Source organism: Limisphaera sp. VF-2, assembly GCF_049537125.1.
Taxonomy (GTDB): Bacteria; Verrucomicrobiota; Verrucomicrobiia; order Limisphaerales; family Limisphaeraceae; genus Limisphaera.
Window position 1 is genome coordinate 772,444 of record NZ_JBMVQY010000001.1, and the last position, 18,052, is coordinate 790,495.

13 protein-coding genes are annotated in these 18,052 nt (G+C 65.3%); 7 read left to right on the forward strand and 6 right to left on the reverse strand.

Translation table 11 applies throughout. The features are described from left to right. Positions 1–22: 22 nt before the first annotated feature. The 3 genes from lysS (at position 23) to ACPDIT_RS02750 (ending at position 5,945) form a co-directional block, all read left to right on the forward strand. A complete protein-coding gene (gene lysS, locus ACPDIT_RS02740) occupies positions 23–1,567 on the forward strand; it encodes a lysine--tRNA ligase (protein WP_423441316.1) in 1,545 nt (514 codons plus the stop codon). A gap of 135 nt (positions 1,568–1,702) precedes the next feature. Next, a complete protein-coding gene (locus ACPDIT_RS02745) occupies positions 1,703–4,330 on the forward strand; it encodes a DNA translocase FtsK 4TM domain-containing protein (RefSeq protein ID WP_423441317.1) in 2,628 nt (875 codons plus the stop codon). Between the two features lie 106 nt (positions 4,331–4,436). Next, a complete protein-coding gene (locus ACPDIT_RS02750) occupies positions 4,437–5,945 on the forward strand; it encodes a long-chain-fatty-acid--CoA ligase (protein ID WP_423441318.1) in 1,509 nt (502 codons plus the stop codon). 465 nt (positions 5,946–6,410) lie between these two features. On the opposite strand, the gene ACPDIT_RS02755 is transcribed toward ACPDIT_RS02750, so the two are convergent. Further along, a complete protein-coding gene (locus ACPDIT_RS02755) occupies positions 6,411–6,890 on the reverse strand; it encodes a hypothetical protein (protein WP_423441320.1) in 480 nt (159 codons plus the stop codon). Between ACPDIT_RS02755 and ACPDIT_RS02760 the strand changes: the two genes are divergently transcribed. Together ACPDIT_RS02760 and ACPDIT_RS02765 are read left to right on the forward strand one after the other, a co-directional pair. Next, positions 6,874–7,662: a DUF1559 domain-containing protein gene (locus tag ACPDIT_RS02760; protein ID WP_423441321.1), complete on the forward strand. Its 789-nt coding sequence runs from the start codon at positions 6,874–6,876 to the stop codon at positions 7,660–7,662. The genes ACPDIT_RS02755 and ACPDIT_RS02760 overlap by 17 nt on opposite strands. Next, a complete protein-coding gene (locus ACPDIT_RS02765; RefSeq protein ID WP_423441323.1) occupies positions 7,649–8,668 on the forward strand; it encodes a DUF1638 domain-containing protein in 1,020 nt (339 codons plus the stop codon). The genes ACPDIT_RS02760 and ACPDIT_RS02765 overlap by 14 nt, the downstream gene beginning before the upstream one ends. A gap of 491 nt (positions 8,669–9,159) precedes the next feature. Here ACPDIT_RS02765 and mpl read toward each other — a convergent pair whose 3' ends face one another. The 5 genes from mpl to ilvN form a co-directional block, all read right to left on the reverse strand. After that, entirely contained in the window at positions 9,160–10,614 is a 1,455-nt protein-coding gene (mpl, locus tag ACPDIT_RS02770) for a UDP-N-acetylmuramate:L-alanyl-gamma-D-glutamyl-meso-diaminopimelate ligase (RefSeq protein ID WP_423441325.1), read from the reverse strand. 729 nt (positions 10,615–11,343) lie between these two features. Then, entirely contained in the window at positions 11,344–11,922 is a 579-nt protein-coding gene (locus ACPDIT_RS02775) for an HD domain-containing protein (protein ID WP_423441327.1), read from the reverse strand. A 12-nt stretch (positions 11,923–11,934) separates the two neighbouring features. Continuing rightward, positions 11,935–12,831 (reverse strand): methylenetetrahydrofolate reductase [NAD(P)H], encoded by an 897-nt coding sequence (metF, locus tag ACPDIT_RS02780; protein ID WP_423441329.1) that lies wholly within the window; start codon positions 12,829–12,831, stop codon positions 11,935–11,937. 193 nt (positions 12,832–13,024) lie between these two features. After that, entirely contained in the window at positions 13,025–14,122 is a 1,098-nt protein-coding gene (gene ilvC, locus ACPDIT_RS02785; RefSeq protein WP_423441331.1) for a ketol-acid reductoisomerase, read from the reverse strand. Between the two features lie 91 nt (positions 14,123–14,213). Continuing rightward, the gene (ilvN, locus tag ACPDIT_RS02790) at positions 14,214–14,687 is read right to left on the reverse strand and encodes an acetolactate synthase small subunit (protein WP_423441333.1); all 474 of its coding nucleotides are present in this window, start codon (positions 14,685–14,687) and stop codon (positions 14,214–14,216) included. A 1,006-nt stretch (positions 14,688–15,693) separates the two neighbouring features. On the opposite strand from ilvN, the gene ACPDIT_RS02795 reads away from it, so the two are divergent. Beyond that, the gene (locus ACPDIT_RS02795; RefSeq protein ID WP_423442564.1) at positions 15,694–16,677 is read left to right on the forward strand and encodes a zinc-dependent alcohol dehydrogenase family protein; all 984 of its coding nucleotides are present in this window, start codon (positions 15,694–15,696) and stop codon (positions 16,675–16,677) included. Continuing rightward, positions 16,674–17,984 carry a class I SAM-dependent methyltransferase gene (locus tag ACPDIT_RS02800; RefSeq protein ID WP_423441335.1) on the forward strand — a complete coding sequence of 437 codons (1,311 nt, stop codon included), beginning with the start codon at positions 16,674–16,676 and terminating at the stop codon, positions 17,982–17,984. Before ACPDIT_RS02795 ends, ACPDIT_RS02800 begins: the two co-directional genes overlap by 4 nt. Positions 17,985–18,052: the final 68 nt, after the last annotated feature.

Genomic DNA, 18,052 nt, shown 5'->3' on the forward strand with positions numbered 1-18,052 from the left:
CGTGTTTCATCCCCGGCAGCCTATGGACGAGACCAATGCCCTGATCGAACAGCGCAAGGCGAAGCTGGCCGCGCTTCGGGCGCGCGGCCTGGACCCGTTCCGCAACAAGTTCAGCCCTTCGCACACCTGTGCCGAGGCCCGCACCCACTATGTGGAGGGTCTGAGCGTGGCGGTGGCCGGTCGCGTGACGGCCCACCGCGACATGGGCAAGAGCCTGTTCCTGGACCTCCGGGACGGCAGCGGGCGCATTCAGATCTATGCACAAAAAAACGTCGTCGGCGACGATGCCTACGACCTGCTCAAGCACCTGGACCTCGGCGACTTCCTCGGGGTGCGGGGCACCCTGTTCACCACTCGCACCGGGGAAATCTCCGTGAAGGCCATGGAGTGTGTCCTCCTGGCCAAGGCCTTGCGGCCGCCGCCGGCCAAGTGGCACGGCCTGGAAGACACCGAGATCCGATATCGCCAGCGCTACCTCGATCTCATCGCCAATCCGGAGGTCAAAGACCTGTTTCTCAAACGCAGCCAGATCATCCGCACCATCCGGGATTTTCTACACAGCCGGGGTTACGTGGAGGTCGAGACCCCCATCCTGCAGCCCATCCCCGGCGGCGCGGCGGCGCGCCCCTTTAAAACGTGGCACAATGCCCTGGGCTGCGAGTTCTACCTGCGCATCGCCCTGGAGCTCCCCCTCAAGCGCCTCCTTGTGGGCGGGTTCGATCGCGTCTTCGAGTTGGGCCGCACCTTCCGCAACGAGGGGATTTCGCGCCGGCACAACCCGGAGTTCACCATGCTGGAAGCCTACCAGGCCTACGGGGATTACGAGACCATGATGGAACTGGTCCAGAGCATGATTGTGCACGTGGCGCAAACCGTGCTCGGCACGCTGCGGCTGGAACACCGCAACCCCGAGGGCCGGGTCGTCCGTACCATCGACCTCACTCCGCCGTGGCCGCGCGTCCGCTACAAGGATCTGGTGCGCGAGCGGGCGGGCAGCGACTGGTTCGATCTGACGCCCCAGCAGCGCCGGGAACGGGCTCTCCAGTGGGGTGCCGAGATCGGCCCCGACTACGAGGACTTCGAAGTCACCCAGGCCGTGTTCGAAAAGCTCATCGAGCCCACCCTAATCCAGCCCGTTTTTGTCACCCACCTGCCCAAGGAACTCATCCCGCTGGCCAAACTCTCGCCTGAGGATCCGTCCACGGTCGAGGTTTTCGAACTCTGCATGAACGGGCAGGAACTGGCCCCGGCCTACACCGAACAAAACGACCCCATCGAACAACGGGAGCGGCTCGAACATCAGGCCGGCGGGGAACGACAAAAACTCGACGAAGATTTTCTTGTGGCTCTGGAGCATGGCATGCCCCCGGCGGGCGGCATGGGCATGGGCATCGACCGGCTCTGCATGACCCTGCTCGGTCAGGAAAGCATTCGCGACGTCATTCTGTTTCCTCAGTTACGACCCAGGGCGCCGGCGGGAGGCTCCGCAAGACCCGCGACACCCGCCCCGGGATCCCAGTCAACACCCGAGCGGCCCCAGCCGGAGACATCCCGCGAGGATGGATGAGCCCGGCGCACCGTCCCCGCAGCACACCGGCCGGGAGCTTCGGTCCCCACCAGGGCTCAACCCCGTGAGAAGGGCCCTCGGCACAAGCCCTTCCGGAGACTTCCGCCGCCCCCCTTTCCGTGCTAGCGTGCCTGCATGGCGCGGAAAACAGCTCAGCCAGAATCGTCCCGTGTCCCGCGGGATCTCCTCGGCCTGGTGCTGGCAGCCTTCGCACTGCTGCTCCTGGTCGCGCAGTGGTCATTCGACCGCTACGATCTGGCCATTCATCGCCATCCGCCCAACCAACCGGTGCACAATTTGGCCGGCCCTGTCGGTGCCCATCTGGCCAATGCCACGTTCTTCCTCCTGGGTGTGACCGCCTTTCTGTTGCCCCCCACGCTGCTCCTTGTGGCACTGGGGTGCTGGTGGGCGCCCTTGTCCTTTTTGCGGCGTCGCTGGCTCTGGGCCCTTGTGCTGTTGCTGTCGGGTTCCGGGCTGCTGCACCTGGCCGACAGTTGGCCCTTGTTGAAGACATGGCGTCTGGCGCTCGGGGCCCCCAGCGCGGGGGGCTTGCTGGGGTCGATCAGCTACGATTACGGGTTTTGGACCGTGGGCCCGGTGGGAGCCACCATCCTTTACAGCGCCCTCTACCTCGCCAGCCTCTGTTACCTCACCAACTTCCAAATCGGCGAGTGGATTCGAAACGCGTTGGTTCAGCTGCGCCGGCGCTACGAAACCAGCGCGGCGGCCCTGGAACGCCGCGCGCAAGAGCTCGAAGAACGCAAACAGGCCCTCCAAGAGGAACTGGCGCGGGCGGGTGTGGAGTCGGAGCGGAAACCTCCGCGCGAGCCGCGCATTCGGGACCTGAGTGTGCCTCAGCCCAAACCCACGGCCACCCTGCCTGCTACGGCGCCCCTCCAGGAACACGCCGGTGCCGACACCGCCGCAGCGCCGGTCGAGGCACAAATGGCGCCTCCGGAATCCGGCGAACCCGCCCGCACAACGCCAGCCCCGGCCGCCACGGCGTCCCCCTCCGCCGAGCCCGTGGCGCCCGGCACGGGGGAACCCCCTGCCGCTGCAGCGCCGCCGACACCGGCCAAGGAACCTCCCGGCCCTGCCGTGGCCGCCACGGCTCAGCCCGCCGGAGCCAGGCCACGCAAAACCAAGCCGCTGGCCGTGGCCGCCCCGCCCGTCATTGGGAATTACCAGTTGCCCAGCCTGGACTTTTTGCATCCGCCGGATCTCTCGACCCGGCCCACCGAATCCAAGGAGGAGCTGTTGGCCAATGCGCGTCTCATACAGCAGACCCTGGCACAGTTCGACATTCCCGTGGAGCTGGGCGACATCACCAAGGGTCCGACGATCACCCGCTACGAGCTGCACCCGGCGCCGGGAGTCAAACTGGAGCGGATCACCGCCCTGACCAACAACCTGACCGCCGCGCTGAAGGCCGAGCGCATTCACGTGCTGGCCCCCATCCCGGGCAAGAGCTCCGTCGGCGTGGAAGTGCCCAACCGCGTCAAGACCAAGGTGATGATGCGCGACCTGTTGGAGACGGACGAATGGCGCAACACCAAGGCACGCATCCCGCTGGCCCTCGGCAAGGACGTGTACGGGCAACCGATCATCGCCGACCTGGCCGAGATGCCCCACCTGCTGATCGCCGGCAGCACGGGCTCCGGAAAGTCCGTCTGCATCAACGCCATCATCGCCTCCCTGCTCTACCGGTTCACCCCCGATCAGCTCCGGTTCGTCATGATCGACCCCAAGGTCGTGGAGCTCCAACAGTACAATGTGCTGCCGCATCTGGTCGTGCCCGTGGTCACCGACCCCAAAAAGGTGGTCCTGGCCCTCCGGTGGGTGGTCAACGAGATGGAAAAGCGCTACCAGATCTTCGCGCGCGTCGGCGTCCGGAACATCGCCTCGTTCAACAGTCGCCCGCGACACAAGCCCCTGCCGGAGCGCGAGCCCGAGCTGCCCTTGAAAGCGCGACGTGAAAAAATCGAGCCTGCCGCCGACGGCTTCGCCGTGGAGGTGGACGAGGAAATCGTCGTGCCCCGCGAGGAGGACATCATCATCCCCGACAAACTCAGTTACATCGTGGTGATCATCGACGAGCTGGCCGATCTGATGCTTGTCGCGCCGGCCGATGTCGAAATGGCCATCGCCCGCATCACCCAAATGGCCCGGGCCGCGGGTATCCATGTCATCGTGGCCACCCAACGGCCCAGCGTCGATGTCATCACCGGCGTCATCAAGGCCAACATCTCCGCCCGGATCGCCTTCCAATGCGCCTCCCGCGTGGACTCCCGAACCATCCTCGACGCCATGGGCGCCGAAAAACTCCTGGGCAAGGGCGACATGCTTTACCTGCCGCCGGGCTCGGCCAGGCTCATCCGGGCCCAAGGAGCCCTGATCACGGACGAGGAAATCCAGCGCATCGTGGACTTCATTGCCAAGCAGGGGAAACCCAACTACGACCTCGAGATCCACGAGCAGTTGTCCAGGCCGACCTCGGCCCTCGACACGGAAGAGGGTGCGGACGAAGACGAGGCCCTCATCCAGCAATGCATCGAGGTCATCCGCAGCGAACAGAAGGCCAGTGTGTCGTTGCTGCAACGCCGGTTGCGCCTCGGCTACACCCGCGCCGCCCGTATCATGGACGAACTGGAACGACGCGGCATCGTGGGCCCCAGCAAAGGGGCCGAGCCGCGCGACATCCTCATCGACCTCGACGCACCGGGCGCTCCGGGCCATCCCTCCTCGGCCTCCGGGCCCGCGTGAGGCCCTCCCTTGTGACGCGCCCGGCCCGGGCGTGTCCCCCTCCGCGGGCGCTGCATCCCGCCGGTTGCGCTTGCCCGGCACGGTGTCACCAGCCTACATGATGCATATGAATTTGCCTGCTGCCTTTGCCGCGTCCGTCGAAGCCCACCCGGAAAAAACTGCGGTCTTCTGGGGGCTGGAAGAGATCCCGTACCGTGCCCTCTGGCACCAGAGCCGCGCCGTCAGCCATCATCTGACCACCCGGCTCGGGGTGCAGCCCGGCGATCGCGTCGGCCTGTGGCTCAAAAACCGACCGGAATTCATCACGGCCCTGTTCGGCATCCTCCAGAGCGGAGCCGTGGCCGTTCCGATCAACAATTTTCTCAAGCCCGACGAGGTCAACTACATCCTCGGCGACGCCGGGATCCGGGTGCTCATCACCGAGGAGGAACTGGCCCGACAGGCGCCCGCGCTCCAGGCCGTGCACCCGCAACTGCAGCTGCTGCCGGTCGAACAGTTTGCCTGGCTGGCCCCCGCCCCGGCCGGGCAGGAGAACCCCGGCGCCAATCGCACCACGCAGGACCTGGCCGTGCTCATCTACACCTCCGGCACCACGGGCCGTCCCAAAGGGGCCATGCTTTCCCACGGCAACCTGCTCCACAATGTCGAGAGCTGTCGGCAGGTCCTGCGCACCGTGCAAGCCGATCGGATCGCCGTCCTGTTGCCGCTGTTCCACAGCTACATGATCACCGTGGGGGTGTTGCTGCCGCTGCTGGTGGGCGGCAGCATCGTGCTGGTCCGTTCCCTGCATCCGCCCCGGAATGCCCTGGCCGAGATTCTCCAACGGCAGGCCACGATTCTGCCGGCCATTCCACAGTTTTACCGGGCCATGGTCAGCGCGCCCATTGAACCGCCGTTGCCCTTGCGGCTTTGCATCAGCGGGGCCGCCCCCCTGCCGGTCCAGGTGCTCAAAGACTTCGAGGCCAAGTTCGGCATTCCCCTGCTCGAAGGATACGGACTGAGCGAAGCCAGCCCCGTCGTCACCAAGAATCCCATCGAACGCCGGAAACCGGGCTCCATTGGCCTGCCCATTCCCAACGTGGAGGTTTCCGTCCAGGACGATCAGGGCAATCTCCTGCCCCATCACACCGTCGGCGAGATCTGCGTGCGCGGCGGCAACGTCATGATGGGCTACTGGAATCGGCCGGAGGAGACCGCCAGGGTCATGCGCAACGGCTGGCTGTTGACCGGGGACATCGGGTATCAGGACGCGGACGGGTACTTCTACATCACCGACCGGAAGAAGGACATGATCCTGGTCAATGGGATCAACGTGTACCCGCGTGAAATCGAAGAGGTCCTCTACCAGTACCCCGGAGTCAAGGAGGCCGCGGTGATCGGGATTCCGGATCGTCGCCGGGGCGAGCAACCGCTGGCCTTTGTGGCCCCGGCCGAAGGCGTCACCCTCGAAGAGAGACCCATCGTCCAATTCCTGCGGGATCGGTTGGCCGACTACAAGGTGCCGCGCCGGATCGTTTTCATGGAAACCCTGCCGCGCAACGCGACGGGCAAAATCCTCAAGACCACCCTTCGCCAGATGGCCAGCAACGTCGGGCCGGTCGAGGAACTCGGCTGATCCAATCCTGCGTCCCCGGTCCGGAAAAGCGCCCGCTTTTCAGCGAGAAATCGGGTCCGCCGCAGCACACCAGTGCGCATGGGGCCGCCGCCAACATCCCCGCGGACAGCCGTCACCGGCTCCGGCCCTCACCGGTGGCCCGCACGCATTGGGCCGACACCGCGGTCCCGTCACTACCCCCGGGCCGCCGCTCTGCCGGGTCCGGGCCCCGCCCAAACGGGGCTCCAATTCCGGGTCGATGAGAGAGCTGCGATTCATCCGCCCGACCGAATCCGCTCGCCCGCCGCGCAAGCAGCCTGAGAGGAAAACTGCCCTCTTCCCCGCAAGGGGCGGAACATGTCCGTCGCGGGGCACCCCCGCAGCGTTTTTGGAGGAGCTTTGGAGCGGTTCTCCCCGCTTGCCCAGCTGCGCAAGCACCGTTTTGAACCTCCCGGTCTTTGCACCACCACTTGCAGCCGACGTGTCTCACCGGGGCACCGGCAGGTTTGCCGGGGTGCGAAACTCGTAACGCACGCGACCCTGATCCGATTCCAACAGCAGCGTGTAGTCTGTCTGCGGCTGCAAAGGATCGGCCCATGCCCCCCGCACATGGGGTCGCATCCCGCGGATGGGTTGCCCATACACGATGGCCCGCACCGGAACCGAGTTCGAATCCGACACCAGGTGCCACAGGCCCGACGCGTATTTGTTCGTGGCCAGTGTACTTGTGGGGACGACTCGCACTTCCTTGAGCCGGACCGGCCGGTCCAGCGCAAAGGAGACCAGATAAGGCAGCCGCGTGGGGCCCATCCGCCGCCCCGGACGCTCGGCCTGGGCCCGCGGATTGGGTCGGATCGTGTGCACGATTTGAATATCCGCCGGCCGAAACCAGTCCATTAGTTGGTAGACAGTGAGTCCCAACAGCATCACCACGACGAGGATGAGAACGATGTTCTTGGTTGACATGGCCTGTCTGAATGGACGCACACGCGGGACATCTATTCAGGCCGGCCGAGCGGCGGATCGCCTCGCCCGGGCGTTTACCCTCATCGAGCTGCTGGTGGTGATCGCCATAATCTCCATTCTCGCCAGCATGCTCCTGCCCGCTCTGGGCAGGGCCAAAGAGACCGCTCGTCGCATCTCCTGCAACAACAACCTGCGCCAACTGGGCCTGGCCGCGAGGCTGTACGTGGACGACCACGAGGGATTCTTTCCGCCCCGGTTGGTCAACGGCCGTTGGCCGCATCGGCTCCAGCCGTACTACCGCGAGTTGCGGTTGCTCGTCTGCCCGAGTGACGGGCCCAACCCGGCCACCCAGCCGGCCAATACCAACCTCTACCCGGCCGACGGCGCGCCCCGGAGCTATCTCATCAACGCGTTTAACGACTACTTTCAGTCGGTCCTGAGCGCGGCCGATTGGCAGGCTTACGTTCAAGCCAACTATCCGCAGGGGTTGAAGGAGCTCTGGGTCCGTTATCCCTCGGATACCATTCTCTTCGGAGAAAAGGAGACCCGTTCGCCGCACTACTACATGGACTTCTACGAGGGGAACGGCAACGACGTGGAGGAGGTGGAACAAAGCCGGCATTCCGGCGCCGGTGCGCAGACCCGTTCCGGCGGTTCGAACTTTGCCTTCATTGACGGCAGCGTGCGGTTCCTCAAATTCGGTCGCAGCTTGATCCCGATCAATCTCTGGGCCGTCACCGAGGCCGCCCGCACCAACTATGCAGGTTTCTGATCCCACGTCGCATGCCGAGCCCTGCGGCCCGCAAGACCCGGCCGATCTGGCCGGAACCGCGACTTCCTCCCCGTCCCCCAACCCGGTCGCCGGCGCCGGTGCCCCCCCGGTGCCGGCGGCCTCTTCGGCACCGCGCCATCTTCGGGTCATCGCTTGTGAGATCGCGCTGCGCGAGATTTGCCACCTGGCCGCGCGGAGTCGAAACCTGCTCGATCTGGAGTTCGTGTCCCAAGGGCTCCACGACCATCCCGCCCGGGGCCGCCTGGAAGTCCAGCGACGGCTGGATGCGGTGCCCCCGGGAGTCTATGACGCGATTCTCCTGGGCTACGGCCTCTGCGGCCGACTCTTGGAAGGGATCACCGCCCGGCACACGCCCCTGGTGGTCCCGCGAGCCCACGACTGTATCACCTTCTTCCTCGGTTCCAAGGAACGGTACCAGAAGGCCTTTTTCCATCGGCCCGGCACGTACTACTTCACGTCCGGCTGGGTGGAATGCGCGCAAAAACGGTCCCGGGCAGGCTCCGGATCCGCCCTCGCAACCCCGATCCTTTCCCAAGGGGCCACCCTCCCGAACTGGGAGGCCTGGACTCGACAGCACGGAGAGAGCAAGGCCAGAGCCCTGATGGAGGTCCTCCGGGAATGGACCGCCCACTACACCCACGGGGTGCTCATCGAATTCGATTTCACCCGATCGCTCGGTCTGGCCGCGCAGGTGCGAGCCATTTGCGCACGTCAAGGGTGGCAGTTCGAGGAATGGGAAGGGGACCTCGGCCTGCTCCACCGCTGGCTCGAGGGTGATTGGCGTCCGGAAGAATTCCTGATGGTGCCGCCGGGCCATCGAATTGTTGCAACTTTCGACGAGGACATCGTCCGTGCCGAACCCGTTACGGAACCCGGGGCGGATGTGACCCACGGTGGAGCGGCTGCTGTCGGCGTAAGCGGCTCCAGCGCAACAGCGCAGCGGCGGGAAGACCAGCCTGCAACCGGGGGTCCCGCTGGATTTTGAACGTTCCGGCGGCTCGTCCGTCTAACTGATTGAACGGCGCGAAAGACTTCGCTGTTCGCTTAGGGTTGGTATAGAGGTTTTACTTGTGGTGCGGTGCGAACAGCGACCCTCCAAGTTGGCCGCACCACCCTTCTGAGCGCCGGGGTGACGGCGTCGAAACCTCATCACCACTTGAGCCGGGAAACCTTCCCGGCTCTCGTCTTTTCTTTGGATGGCCGGGGATCCTTCTTGGCCAGCTTCTTGCCCATTCTTGCCCGATTCATCGGTCGCGGAATGACCAGCGGCCTCCGGACCTCCGAGGAAGCCCGGTCTCGGAGGCTTTCGAAGGCCCTAGGTTCCCCCACGGCCCGGTCCATTTGGCCACCGAGCAGCACCAACCCGGTGAGGCAACTCAGCACTCGGGAACCCTCCCAAGCCGGGAGCAACGAGGCGCCGCGAGCGTTTTGTGACCGGCTTCCCCGCCCGCGGAAGACCGCATCGCATCCGCCCCTCTAGTGGCCGCGGCCGCGGGCTCGCTCGAGCGACGCCAGGCCCAGGGCCCGACTCTGGGCCGCCCGGCGGTTCAAACGGTCCAAGAGTTTATCATGGATTCCGCCGAACCCTCCATTGCTGAAAACCACCACGACGTCACCGCCTTCCGCGTGGCGCACCACATGCGAAACAATCGCGTCCACGTCGGGTAAATAAGCCGCCGTCTTTCCCCGGGCTTGCAAATCCGCAATCAGTTGTTCCGGATTCAACCGTTCTTCGGGGGGCAATTGTTCCAGACGCGCGACCTGGGCGACCACCACGCAATCGGCTCCCGCAAAGGACTCCGCGAGCTCCTTTTGAAAGACACGGCGTCGGGTCGTGTTACTGCGCGGTTCGAAAATGGCCCACAGACGCTGTCGCGGATACTTCAGCCGCAGCGCCGCCAGGGTTTCCCGAATGGCCGTCGGATGGTGCCCAAAGTCGTCCACCACGGTCACGCCGTCGGCGACCCCTCGCACTTCCATGCGACGGCGCACACCGAGGAAGGTGTCGAAGGCGGCCTGGATTTGTTTGTTCGAGAGGCCGTAGTGCTTGGCGCAGGCGACCACGGCCAGCGCATTTCGCACATTGAACTCGCCCGGGAGATTCAGGTGGAACCGATAGCTGGGCAGCTCAAACGTACTGGCGCCGGCTCCCAACTGGACATTGAAGGCACGGACCGCGTTGTGTTCGCCCAAACCGAACTGGCGGACCGGGCAAAACCGCACATTCAACAGGGGTGCCAGATTCGGATCGTCGCCATTGGCCAGCAGGACCCCGTTGCGGGGCACGAGGCGGATGAGTTGTTCGAACGAACGCTGGATGGCCGTCAAATCCGGAAAGATGTCGGCATGGTCGTACTCCAGGTTGTTGAGGATCACGCACTCCGGCAGGTAGTGAACGAACTTGCTCCGCTTGTCGAAGAAAGCCGTGTCGTACTCGTCGCCTTCGATGATGAACCACTCGCTGTCGGTGAACCGGCAGCCGCGCTGAAAATTCAGGGGCAACCCCCCGATGAGGAAGCCCGGCTTCAACCCGTTGACCTCGAAGACCCAGGCCAGCAGCGCCGTGGTGGTGGTTTTGCCGTGCGTGCCCGCCACCACGATGGTGCGTTTGCCGCGCAGGAACTGCTCCCGCAGCAGCTCCGGCAGAGAACAGTACCGAAGCCTGTGCTCCAGGCAGTATTCCGCCTCCGGGTTGCCCCGGGAAATCGCATTGCCGATAACCACCAGGTCCGGCCGATGCGCCAGATTGGCCTCGGCATAGCCCGACATGACCTCGATGCCGTGCTCCGCCAGAAAGGTGGACATCGGCGGATAGGCATTCTGGTCCGAGCCGGTCACCGTCAGGCCTTGTTCCTTCAAGGCCACGGCCGTGGATGCCATCGCCGTCCCACAGATCCCCACAAAATGCACCGAACGAATCGTGCCCCACATACGTCCGGGCACTGTAGGCAATTCCGACCCACAGAAAAGCGGGAAGTGTTTCGGGACCGAAGTTGGCCGGATCCGCACGCGGCTGGGGTGGTTGACCGGTGAGCCTGCCTCTTTTTGGCCGCCCACGGACGACCTTGAGAGGGCGGGGACTCTTCCTGTGATCCAATCGGAAAGTCAGTGATGCGGGGTCCGCCCTGCCCCGCTGCCGGGCCAATGGATTCTGCCGCCGGTGGGCCGCGCCGCGGATTTCCGAGGCTGTTTGGGCACAGAGGGCCGGCCGCCGGCGCCCCCGGGCCTCAGAACGGGTCAATCCCTGGGCTACAGGCTTCCAACTGCCAACCGAGCGCTGCGGCGTTCCTCGGCCCGAGTCGGGTCTTCCGGAACCGGGGCCCACTTCGGTGAATCAGACTACTGGAGTGGATGGGTCCGGACACCGCAACCCTGCGCCCTCCGGAGCAGGTGGTGTGAAGACGTGTGTCGTCGAAGGACCGCCCTTTCCCACCCACGAGTTGCGCGGGTGGTTTGACGAAAAACCCGGCGCCTTCTCGCGTCCCGGGAGTGGGTGTGTTCCCCAGCGTCTCTGTAAAGTTCTCGTCGCGGTCGGCGGCGCCCGTGCCTCGAGGCAGGCGGCTCCCTGCGCGTCCGAGACCTGGCACACACAACAAAAAGCGGCGGTTTCGACCACGCGGGGCACCAAGGCCCCGTGTCCCTGCCCTCCCTTCTATTGCCTCAGGCCGTCGGGCCGGGCGGAGCCGCCAGTCCGAGCTCTGCCGCCACCGACTGCATCGCCGCGATGACCTCCGCAATGTGCTCGTCCAGGGTCAGTCCCAGGCCTGCGGCCCCTTGTTCGATGTCCTCCCGACTGACCCCCGCGGCGAAGGATTTCTGTTTGAGCTTCTTGCGCACACTGGCCGGCGTCAGTCCCTGAAGTCGTTCCGGACGCACATACGCGACGGCGGTCAGAAACCCGCACAGTTCGTCCACCGCAAACAGGGCGCGGCGCAAGGGACGGTCCAGGGGATACTCGTCCCGGTTCCAGCGAGCGTGGGAAAGGATGGCTCCGACCAATTCCTCGTCCAGGCCGCGTTGCCGCAGCACCCGGGCCGCTTCGCGTGTATGGTGGGGAGGCTCGGGAAAACGTTCGTAGTCCAGGTCATGCAGCAGTCCCACCAGGCCCCAGCGCTCCTCGTCCTCTTGAAAGCGTCGCGCGTAATGGCGCATGGCGGCTTCCACGGCCAGGGCGTGCTTGCGCAGGGACTCGGAGTGGACCCACTCGTGCAACAGGGCGAGCGCCTCGGTGCGTGTCATGCGCCCAGCATGTCACACCAGGCCGAGATTGGCCAGAATCTGGCGCGTGGACCGCACCCGGTTCAGCGTGTAGAAATGGATGCCGGGGACCCCGCCCCGCAACAGGTCCTGGCACTGTTGCGAGGCGTATTCGATGCCAAAGGCAATCGAGCCCTCCTCGTCGTCGGCCAGGGTCTCCAAACGGCTTCGAAGGGGGTCGGGAATCCGGGCCCCGCACAACTGCGTCAGTCGCTGCACCTGCTGCAACCCCAGAATGGGTAAAACGCCGGGGAGGATCGGCACGCGCACCCCGAGTCGCGTCAGGTAATCCCGGAATTCCCAGAAGTCGGCGTTGTCAAAGAAGAGCTGCGTGATCACCAGATCCGCCCCCGCATCGATCTTGGCCTTCAAATACCGCCAGTCGGCGTACTTGCCCTCCGCACAGGCGGGATGACCCTCGGGGAAGCCGGCCACCCCGATGCAAAAGTCGCCCATCTCCCGCAGCAATCGCACCAGTTGCCACGCGTGCGTGAAGCCGCCGGGCGGGGGCGTGAATTCCCGGGCGCCGGCGGGTGGATCCCCGCGCAAGGCCAGGATGTTGACGATGCCACGCGCCCGGGCCTGACGAATGATCTCCCGCAACTGCTCGACCGTCGAGCCGACGCAGGTCAGATGCGCCATGCTGGGCAGCCCGTAGCGCCGCTGGATGGTCTCCACGATGGCCAGGGTTTTGTCGCGGGTACTGCCACCGGCGCCATAGGTCACCGAACAAAAGTCCGGTTTCAGGGCGGCCAATTGGGGCAGTGTGACGTCGAAAAATGTGCGTTCGCCTTCCTCGGTTTTCGGCGGGAAGAATTCGAAGGAGACCGCAGCGCGGCGTTGCGCCTGGCGCTGCGCCAACACATCCCGGATCAAGAGGGGTCCGTGCATGGCGGGCCAAGTTGGTCGCGGTGAACCGGGATTTCAAGCCCGTGCCTTGTCGCGTCCCGAGCGCGCCGCAGACCGCGCGGGGGATCCACGGGTTCGCGGACCTCGGCCCCGGCCCGGGAAACGACAGAACCTCGGCGCCGGCGCGGGAAAGCCGCGCACCGCCGCCGGCGTGCCCCGGCCGAGTGCGGGAGTTTCAGTTGCTGGCGCGGCCGGCGATGCCCTTGACGCCCTTGCCGAGCTTGCGCGCAGGTTCCTTGGGCCGCAGGGCGCGGACCGCAGCGCCCGCCCGCCACATTTCGGAATCCCGCATGGCGTTCAGCTCTTTTTGGAGCTGTTCCTGGTAATCGGGTCGGCCGCAGGCCTGCAAGACGCGGCGCGCCTCTTTGCCGGTGCGCACTCGCTCGTAAAGCTCCTTGAACACCGGCAACACGGCCTTTTTGAAACGCGGTTTCCAGTCCAGCGCCCCTCGCTGAGCGGTGGCGGAGCAGTTGGCGTACATCCAGTCCATGCCTTTCTCATCGACCAGGCGGATGAGCGACTGCGTCAACTCCTCCACGGTTTCGTTGAACGCTTCGCTGGGTGTGTGGCCATGGGCACGCAACACCTCGTACTGGGCTTCCATGATCCCGGCCAGGGCACCCATGAGCACTCCCCGCTCCCCGGTCAAATCACTGAATACCTCGTGTTCAAAGGTGGTGGGGAACAGGTAGCCCGAACCGATGCCAATCCCCAGGGCCAGGCAACGTTCCCGGGCACGGCCCGTGTAGTCCTGGGCCACCGCGAAGCTGGAGTTGATCCCGGCGCCGCTGAGGAAATTTCGCCGCACGGACGTGCCGGAACCTTTGGGCGCCACCATGATCACGTCCACGAACGGCGGCGGGACCACGCCGGTCAGCTTTTGATACACAATGGCGAAGCCGTGCGAGAAATACAGGGCATCCCCCTCCTTCAGCCGCGGCTTTACCACCGGCCAGATCTCCTTTTGCACCGCATCCGCCACCAGCAACTGAATGATTGTGCCGCGCTCGACCGCCTCCGGAATGTCAAAGAGGGTCTTGCCCGGCTTCCAACCGTCCTCCTGTGCGCGTTTCCAGCCCTTGCCGTCCGAACGGCTTCCGACAATGACGCGAAAGCCGTTGTCCTTGAGGTTCAACGCCTGGGCCGGCCCCTGGACGCCGTAGCCAATGACGGCAATCGTTTCGTCCTTGAGGATTTTGCGGGCTTTGGCCAGCGGGAACTCCTTGCGCGTGATGACCTCTTCGATCGTTCCGCCAAAATCAATCTTCGCCATACGTGGGTTCCTCGATGTTGCGATGGTTCTTGTGGGACCTCCCGGGTGCCGAACGGGATCCAGGCGCCGCGGCACCCGTCCTTCCGGGCCTTCAGTTCCGCGGCATGGCCACCCGGCCGGTCCGCGTCAGATCGAGAATGCCAAAGGCCTTCATCAACTCGATGAATTTCTCCACCTTGCTCTCGTCGCCTGTCACCTCGATGGTCAGGCTCTGGGGTTGCACGTCCACGATCTTGGCCCGGAAAATGTCCGTAATCTGCATCACCTCGGCGCGGGAAGTGGAATCCACCCGCACCTTCACCAGGACCAGCTCGCGGTCCACGAACTCGCCCTCGCGAAAGTCACGGACCTCGATCACGTCCGGCAGTTTCTGCAACTGCTTCACAATCTGTTCCAACGTGGCATCGTCCCCGCGGGTGACGATGGTCATGCGCGAGGCGGTGGCGTCCTGGGTCGGCGCCACATTGAGACTGTCAATGTTGTAACCGCGGCCACTGAACAACCCGGCCACCCGGGTCAGCACGCCAAACCGGTTTTCCACCAGCACGGAAATCGTGTGTCGCATACGCCTGGCCGGTCCTTTCTTGACCGGGCTTCCAGCTTAGTCCGGTCCGACACAGCGGGTCAAATTGTGTTTCGCAGCAGCACGTTGGTCGGGGGAACTCAGGTTTTGAACACCCCCGACAAGCTCGCCAGCGTTTCGCAATCCCCCAAGGGTGAGCCTGGGAAAACGGAATCCCTCGGGATTCATGCATCCAGGGCTCCAACGCCGAAACGCGCCCCCCGCTGTCCACTGGATCGCACGGGCCCATCCACGCCCCCCACGGCGCAGCCCGTCCGACAGCCCCAGGCCGCGGGCCGAGCACCCCGTCCCGCAAACTCGCCGTGCCCTGAAAGGGCGCCACCCGATGCCCCCATCGCAAAGGTTGGGCACGCTACATTGAACTCCGCCCCTTCAGGGCGGCGTGAATCTGGTTTGGCTGCCCACCCGGAGCGTTGCCCTGGGCTGATGAATCCTTGCTCCGCTGGGGCGGACACACGGCGCGCTGCCGAGGGGAGCCATGGATCTGGGATCGCACAGTGCGCCGTCGTGCTCGGCCCGCGCCCTGGGCTGGCGCCTGCTCGGCTGGGCAAACCTACAGCACTCCGGGGGACGCGAAACCTTTTTCGATCCTTGACGGCCTTGGAGGAAATGGCTTTGCCAAGGGCTGCTTGGGAGGACTGTCGCTCGCAGCGGCGGCGCACTCAGGGCCCTGGGTGCCGCGGATCCGCTGTACGGCGCATTGCCGGTTTTGCCCGGCTCCAAAAGCTCGGCGGAATCTGAGTGTCCTCGGAAGGGAAAGGCCGATGGAAAAGGCCCTTCCTTTGGGATTCCCGGGTCCGGAGTTCAATACGGAACCGCGCCCCTGTGCGTTCGGAGCCGATTCTTTGCCGCGGGCATCGACACCGGAAGCAAGCGACCCGGCCCGGTCTCGATTGGGGATTGCTCCGGAGTTGCGGGAATCGCCCTGCAGCCCTCCGACTCCGTAAGGTTTGCTTTTCCCACCAGTCGGCGCATGTTGAAAAACATGATGCGCGCCATGGTGCTGGAGCAACCCGGTCGGCCCCTGGAACTGCGGCAGGTCCCCCGCCCCCGGCCCGGTCCCACCGAGGTCGTGGTTCGGGTCCTGGCGTGCGCCGTCTGTCGCACCGATCTGCACGTGGTGGACGGCGAGTTGCCTCATCCCAAACTTCCCCTGATCCCCGGGCACGAGATTGTGGGCGAGGTGGTGGAGACCGGGGAACGCGTCACCGGGCTGGAGCCGGGCCGGCGCGTGGGCATCCCGTGGCTGGCCCGGACCTGCGGCAACTGCCCTTATTGTTGCTCGGGCCGGGAGAACCTTTGTGACGAGGCCCGATTCACCGGTTACACCGTGGATGGAGGTTACGCCGAGTACGCTTGCGCGGATGCGCGATACTGTTTCCCGCTTTCCCCGGACCTCGATCCGGTCAAATCCGCGCCGTTGCTGTGTGCAGGGCTGATCGGCTACCGCTGCCTGCGCAAAGCCGGCCCGGCTCGCAATCTCGGCCTCTACGGGTTCGGCGCCGCTGCGCATTTGGTGGCGCAGATCGCCCGGCACGAGGGACGGAGTGTCTTCGCTTTCACCCGTCCCGGCGACACCGCTGCGCAGGCACTGGCGCTCCGGCTGGGCGCCGTCTGGGCCGGCTCGTCTGACGAGTCGCCGCCCGAGCCCCTGGACGCCGCCATCGTCTTTGCCCCGGTGGGTGCACTGGTGCCGCGGGCCCTGCGGGCCGTGCGCAAGGGCGGCATCGTGGTCTGCGGCGGCATTCACATGTCCGACATCCCCTCCTTTCCCTATCGTGACCTTTGGGAAGAACGTTCCCTTTGCTCGGTGGCCAATCTGACTCGTCGCGATGGCGAAGAGTTTTTTCGGCTGGTGGCCCAGTGCCCTCTTCAGGTGGAGACCACGGTTCTTCCCCTTGCCGCGGCCAATGAAGCGCTCGACCGACTTCGCTCCGGACGCCTGGTCGGGGCCGCGGTTCTGGTGCCATGAGCTCCCCGTCCTCCTCCACAACCCCTCCGGGACAGGATCTCCAGGGGGCCGCGGATTCGGAGACGCCCGTCGCTCGCACACCCCGGCTGCGCATCCACCTCAAACCGGCCGCTGAGGAGGCCGTGCGCGCCGGACATCCGTGGGTTTTCGATCAGAGCATTCAGAAGCAGAACCGGCCCGGGGAACCCGGCGAACTGGCGGCCCTCTACGACCGGAAGAATCGCTTTCTGGCCCTGGGTTTGTTCGATCCGGATTCCCCCCTGCGCGTGCGCGTACTCCATGTGGGAAAGCCCGTGCCGGTGCAGCCGGATTGGTGGCGCCAACGGCTGCATCTGGCCCTGCAACGCAGGCAGGGCCGATTCGATTCCGACACCACGGGCCATCGATGGATCCACGGCGAAAGCGATGGTTGGCCGGGGCTGGTCCTGGACCGCTACAGCGACGTGCTGGTGCTCAAACTTTACACCGCCGCCTGGCTGCCCTGGTTGGACATGATCGTCTCGTTGATCCGCGAGGCGTTGCAGCCGCGCAGCCTGGTGCTCCGGCTCAGTCGCAACCTCCAGCCATTGGCACACCAGCGCCGGGGATTGTCCGATGGCCAGGTCCTGTACGGTCCGCCCGTCGATCGACCCGTTCTCTTTCGCGAGCACGGGCTGTGGTTCGAAGCCGACGTGTGCCGGGGCCAAAAGACCGGCTTTTTCCTCGACCAACGCGACAACCGACAACGGGTTCGCGCTCTGGCCGCCGGCCGGCACATGCTCAACCTGTTCAGCTTTTCCGGGGCCTTTTCGGTCGCCGCCGCCGCCGGTGGGGCTTGCGCGGCGACCGACCTCGACCTCAGCTCTCCGGCCCTGGAAGCTGCACGCCGACACTTCGCGCTCAATGCATCCCATCCCGGGGTGCGTCGTTGCCATCATCAAACCATCCAGGCCGACGCCTTCGAATGGCTCCGGCAAGCGCACGGGGCGAAATTCGACCTGATCGTGGTGGACCCGCCCGCGCTGGCCCGGCAAGCGGCCGACGTGCAGAACGCGCTGCGCGCTTATCGCCAGCTCGTCCGCGCATCGATTCATCTGCTGCGCCCCGGGGGAATCCTGGTGGCGGCCTCCTGCACGGCTCATGTCAGGCCCGAGACCTTCTTTGGCCTGGTGCGAGAAGTGGCCGCGCAATCGGGTCGCCGCTGGAAGGAGCTGGGCACGACCCGGCAGCCCGACGATCATCCGGCAAGCTTTCCCGAGGCGGAGTACCTCAAGTGCATCTACCTGGAGGTGACCGGTCCGGTCCGGCGAAGGGGTCGTGCGCCGTGAGCCTGCTGCCCGGTCCGCGCTCGATGAGGACTGCCGGCAGTGTCAATCTGGGTGGCACTTGCCGCAAG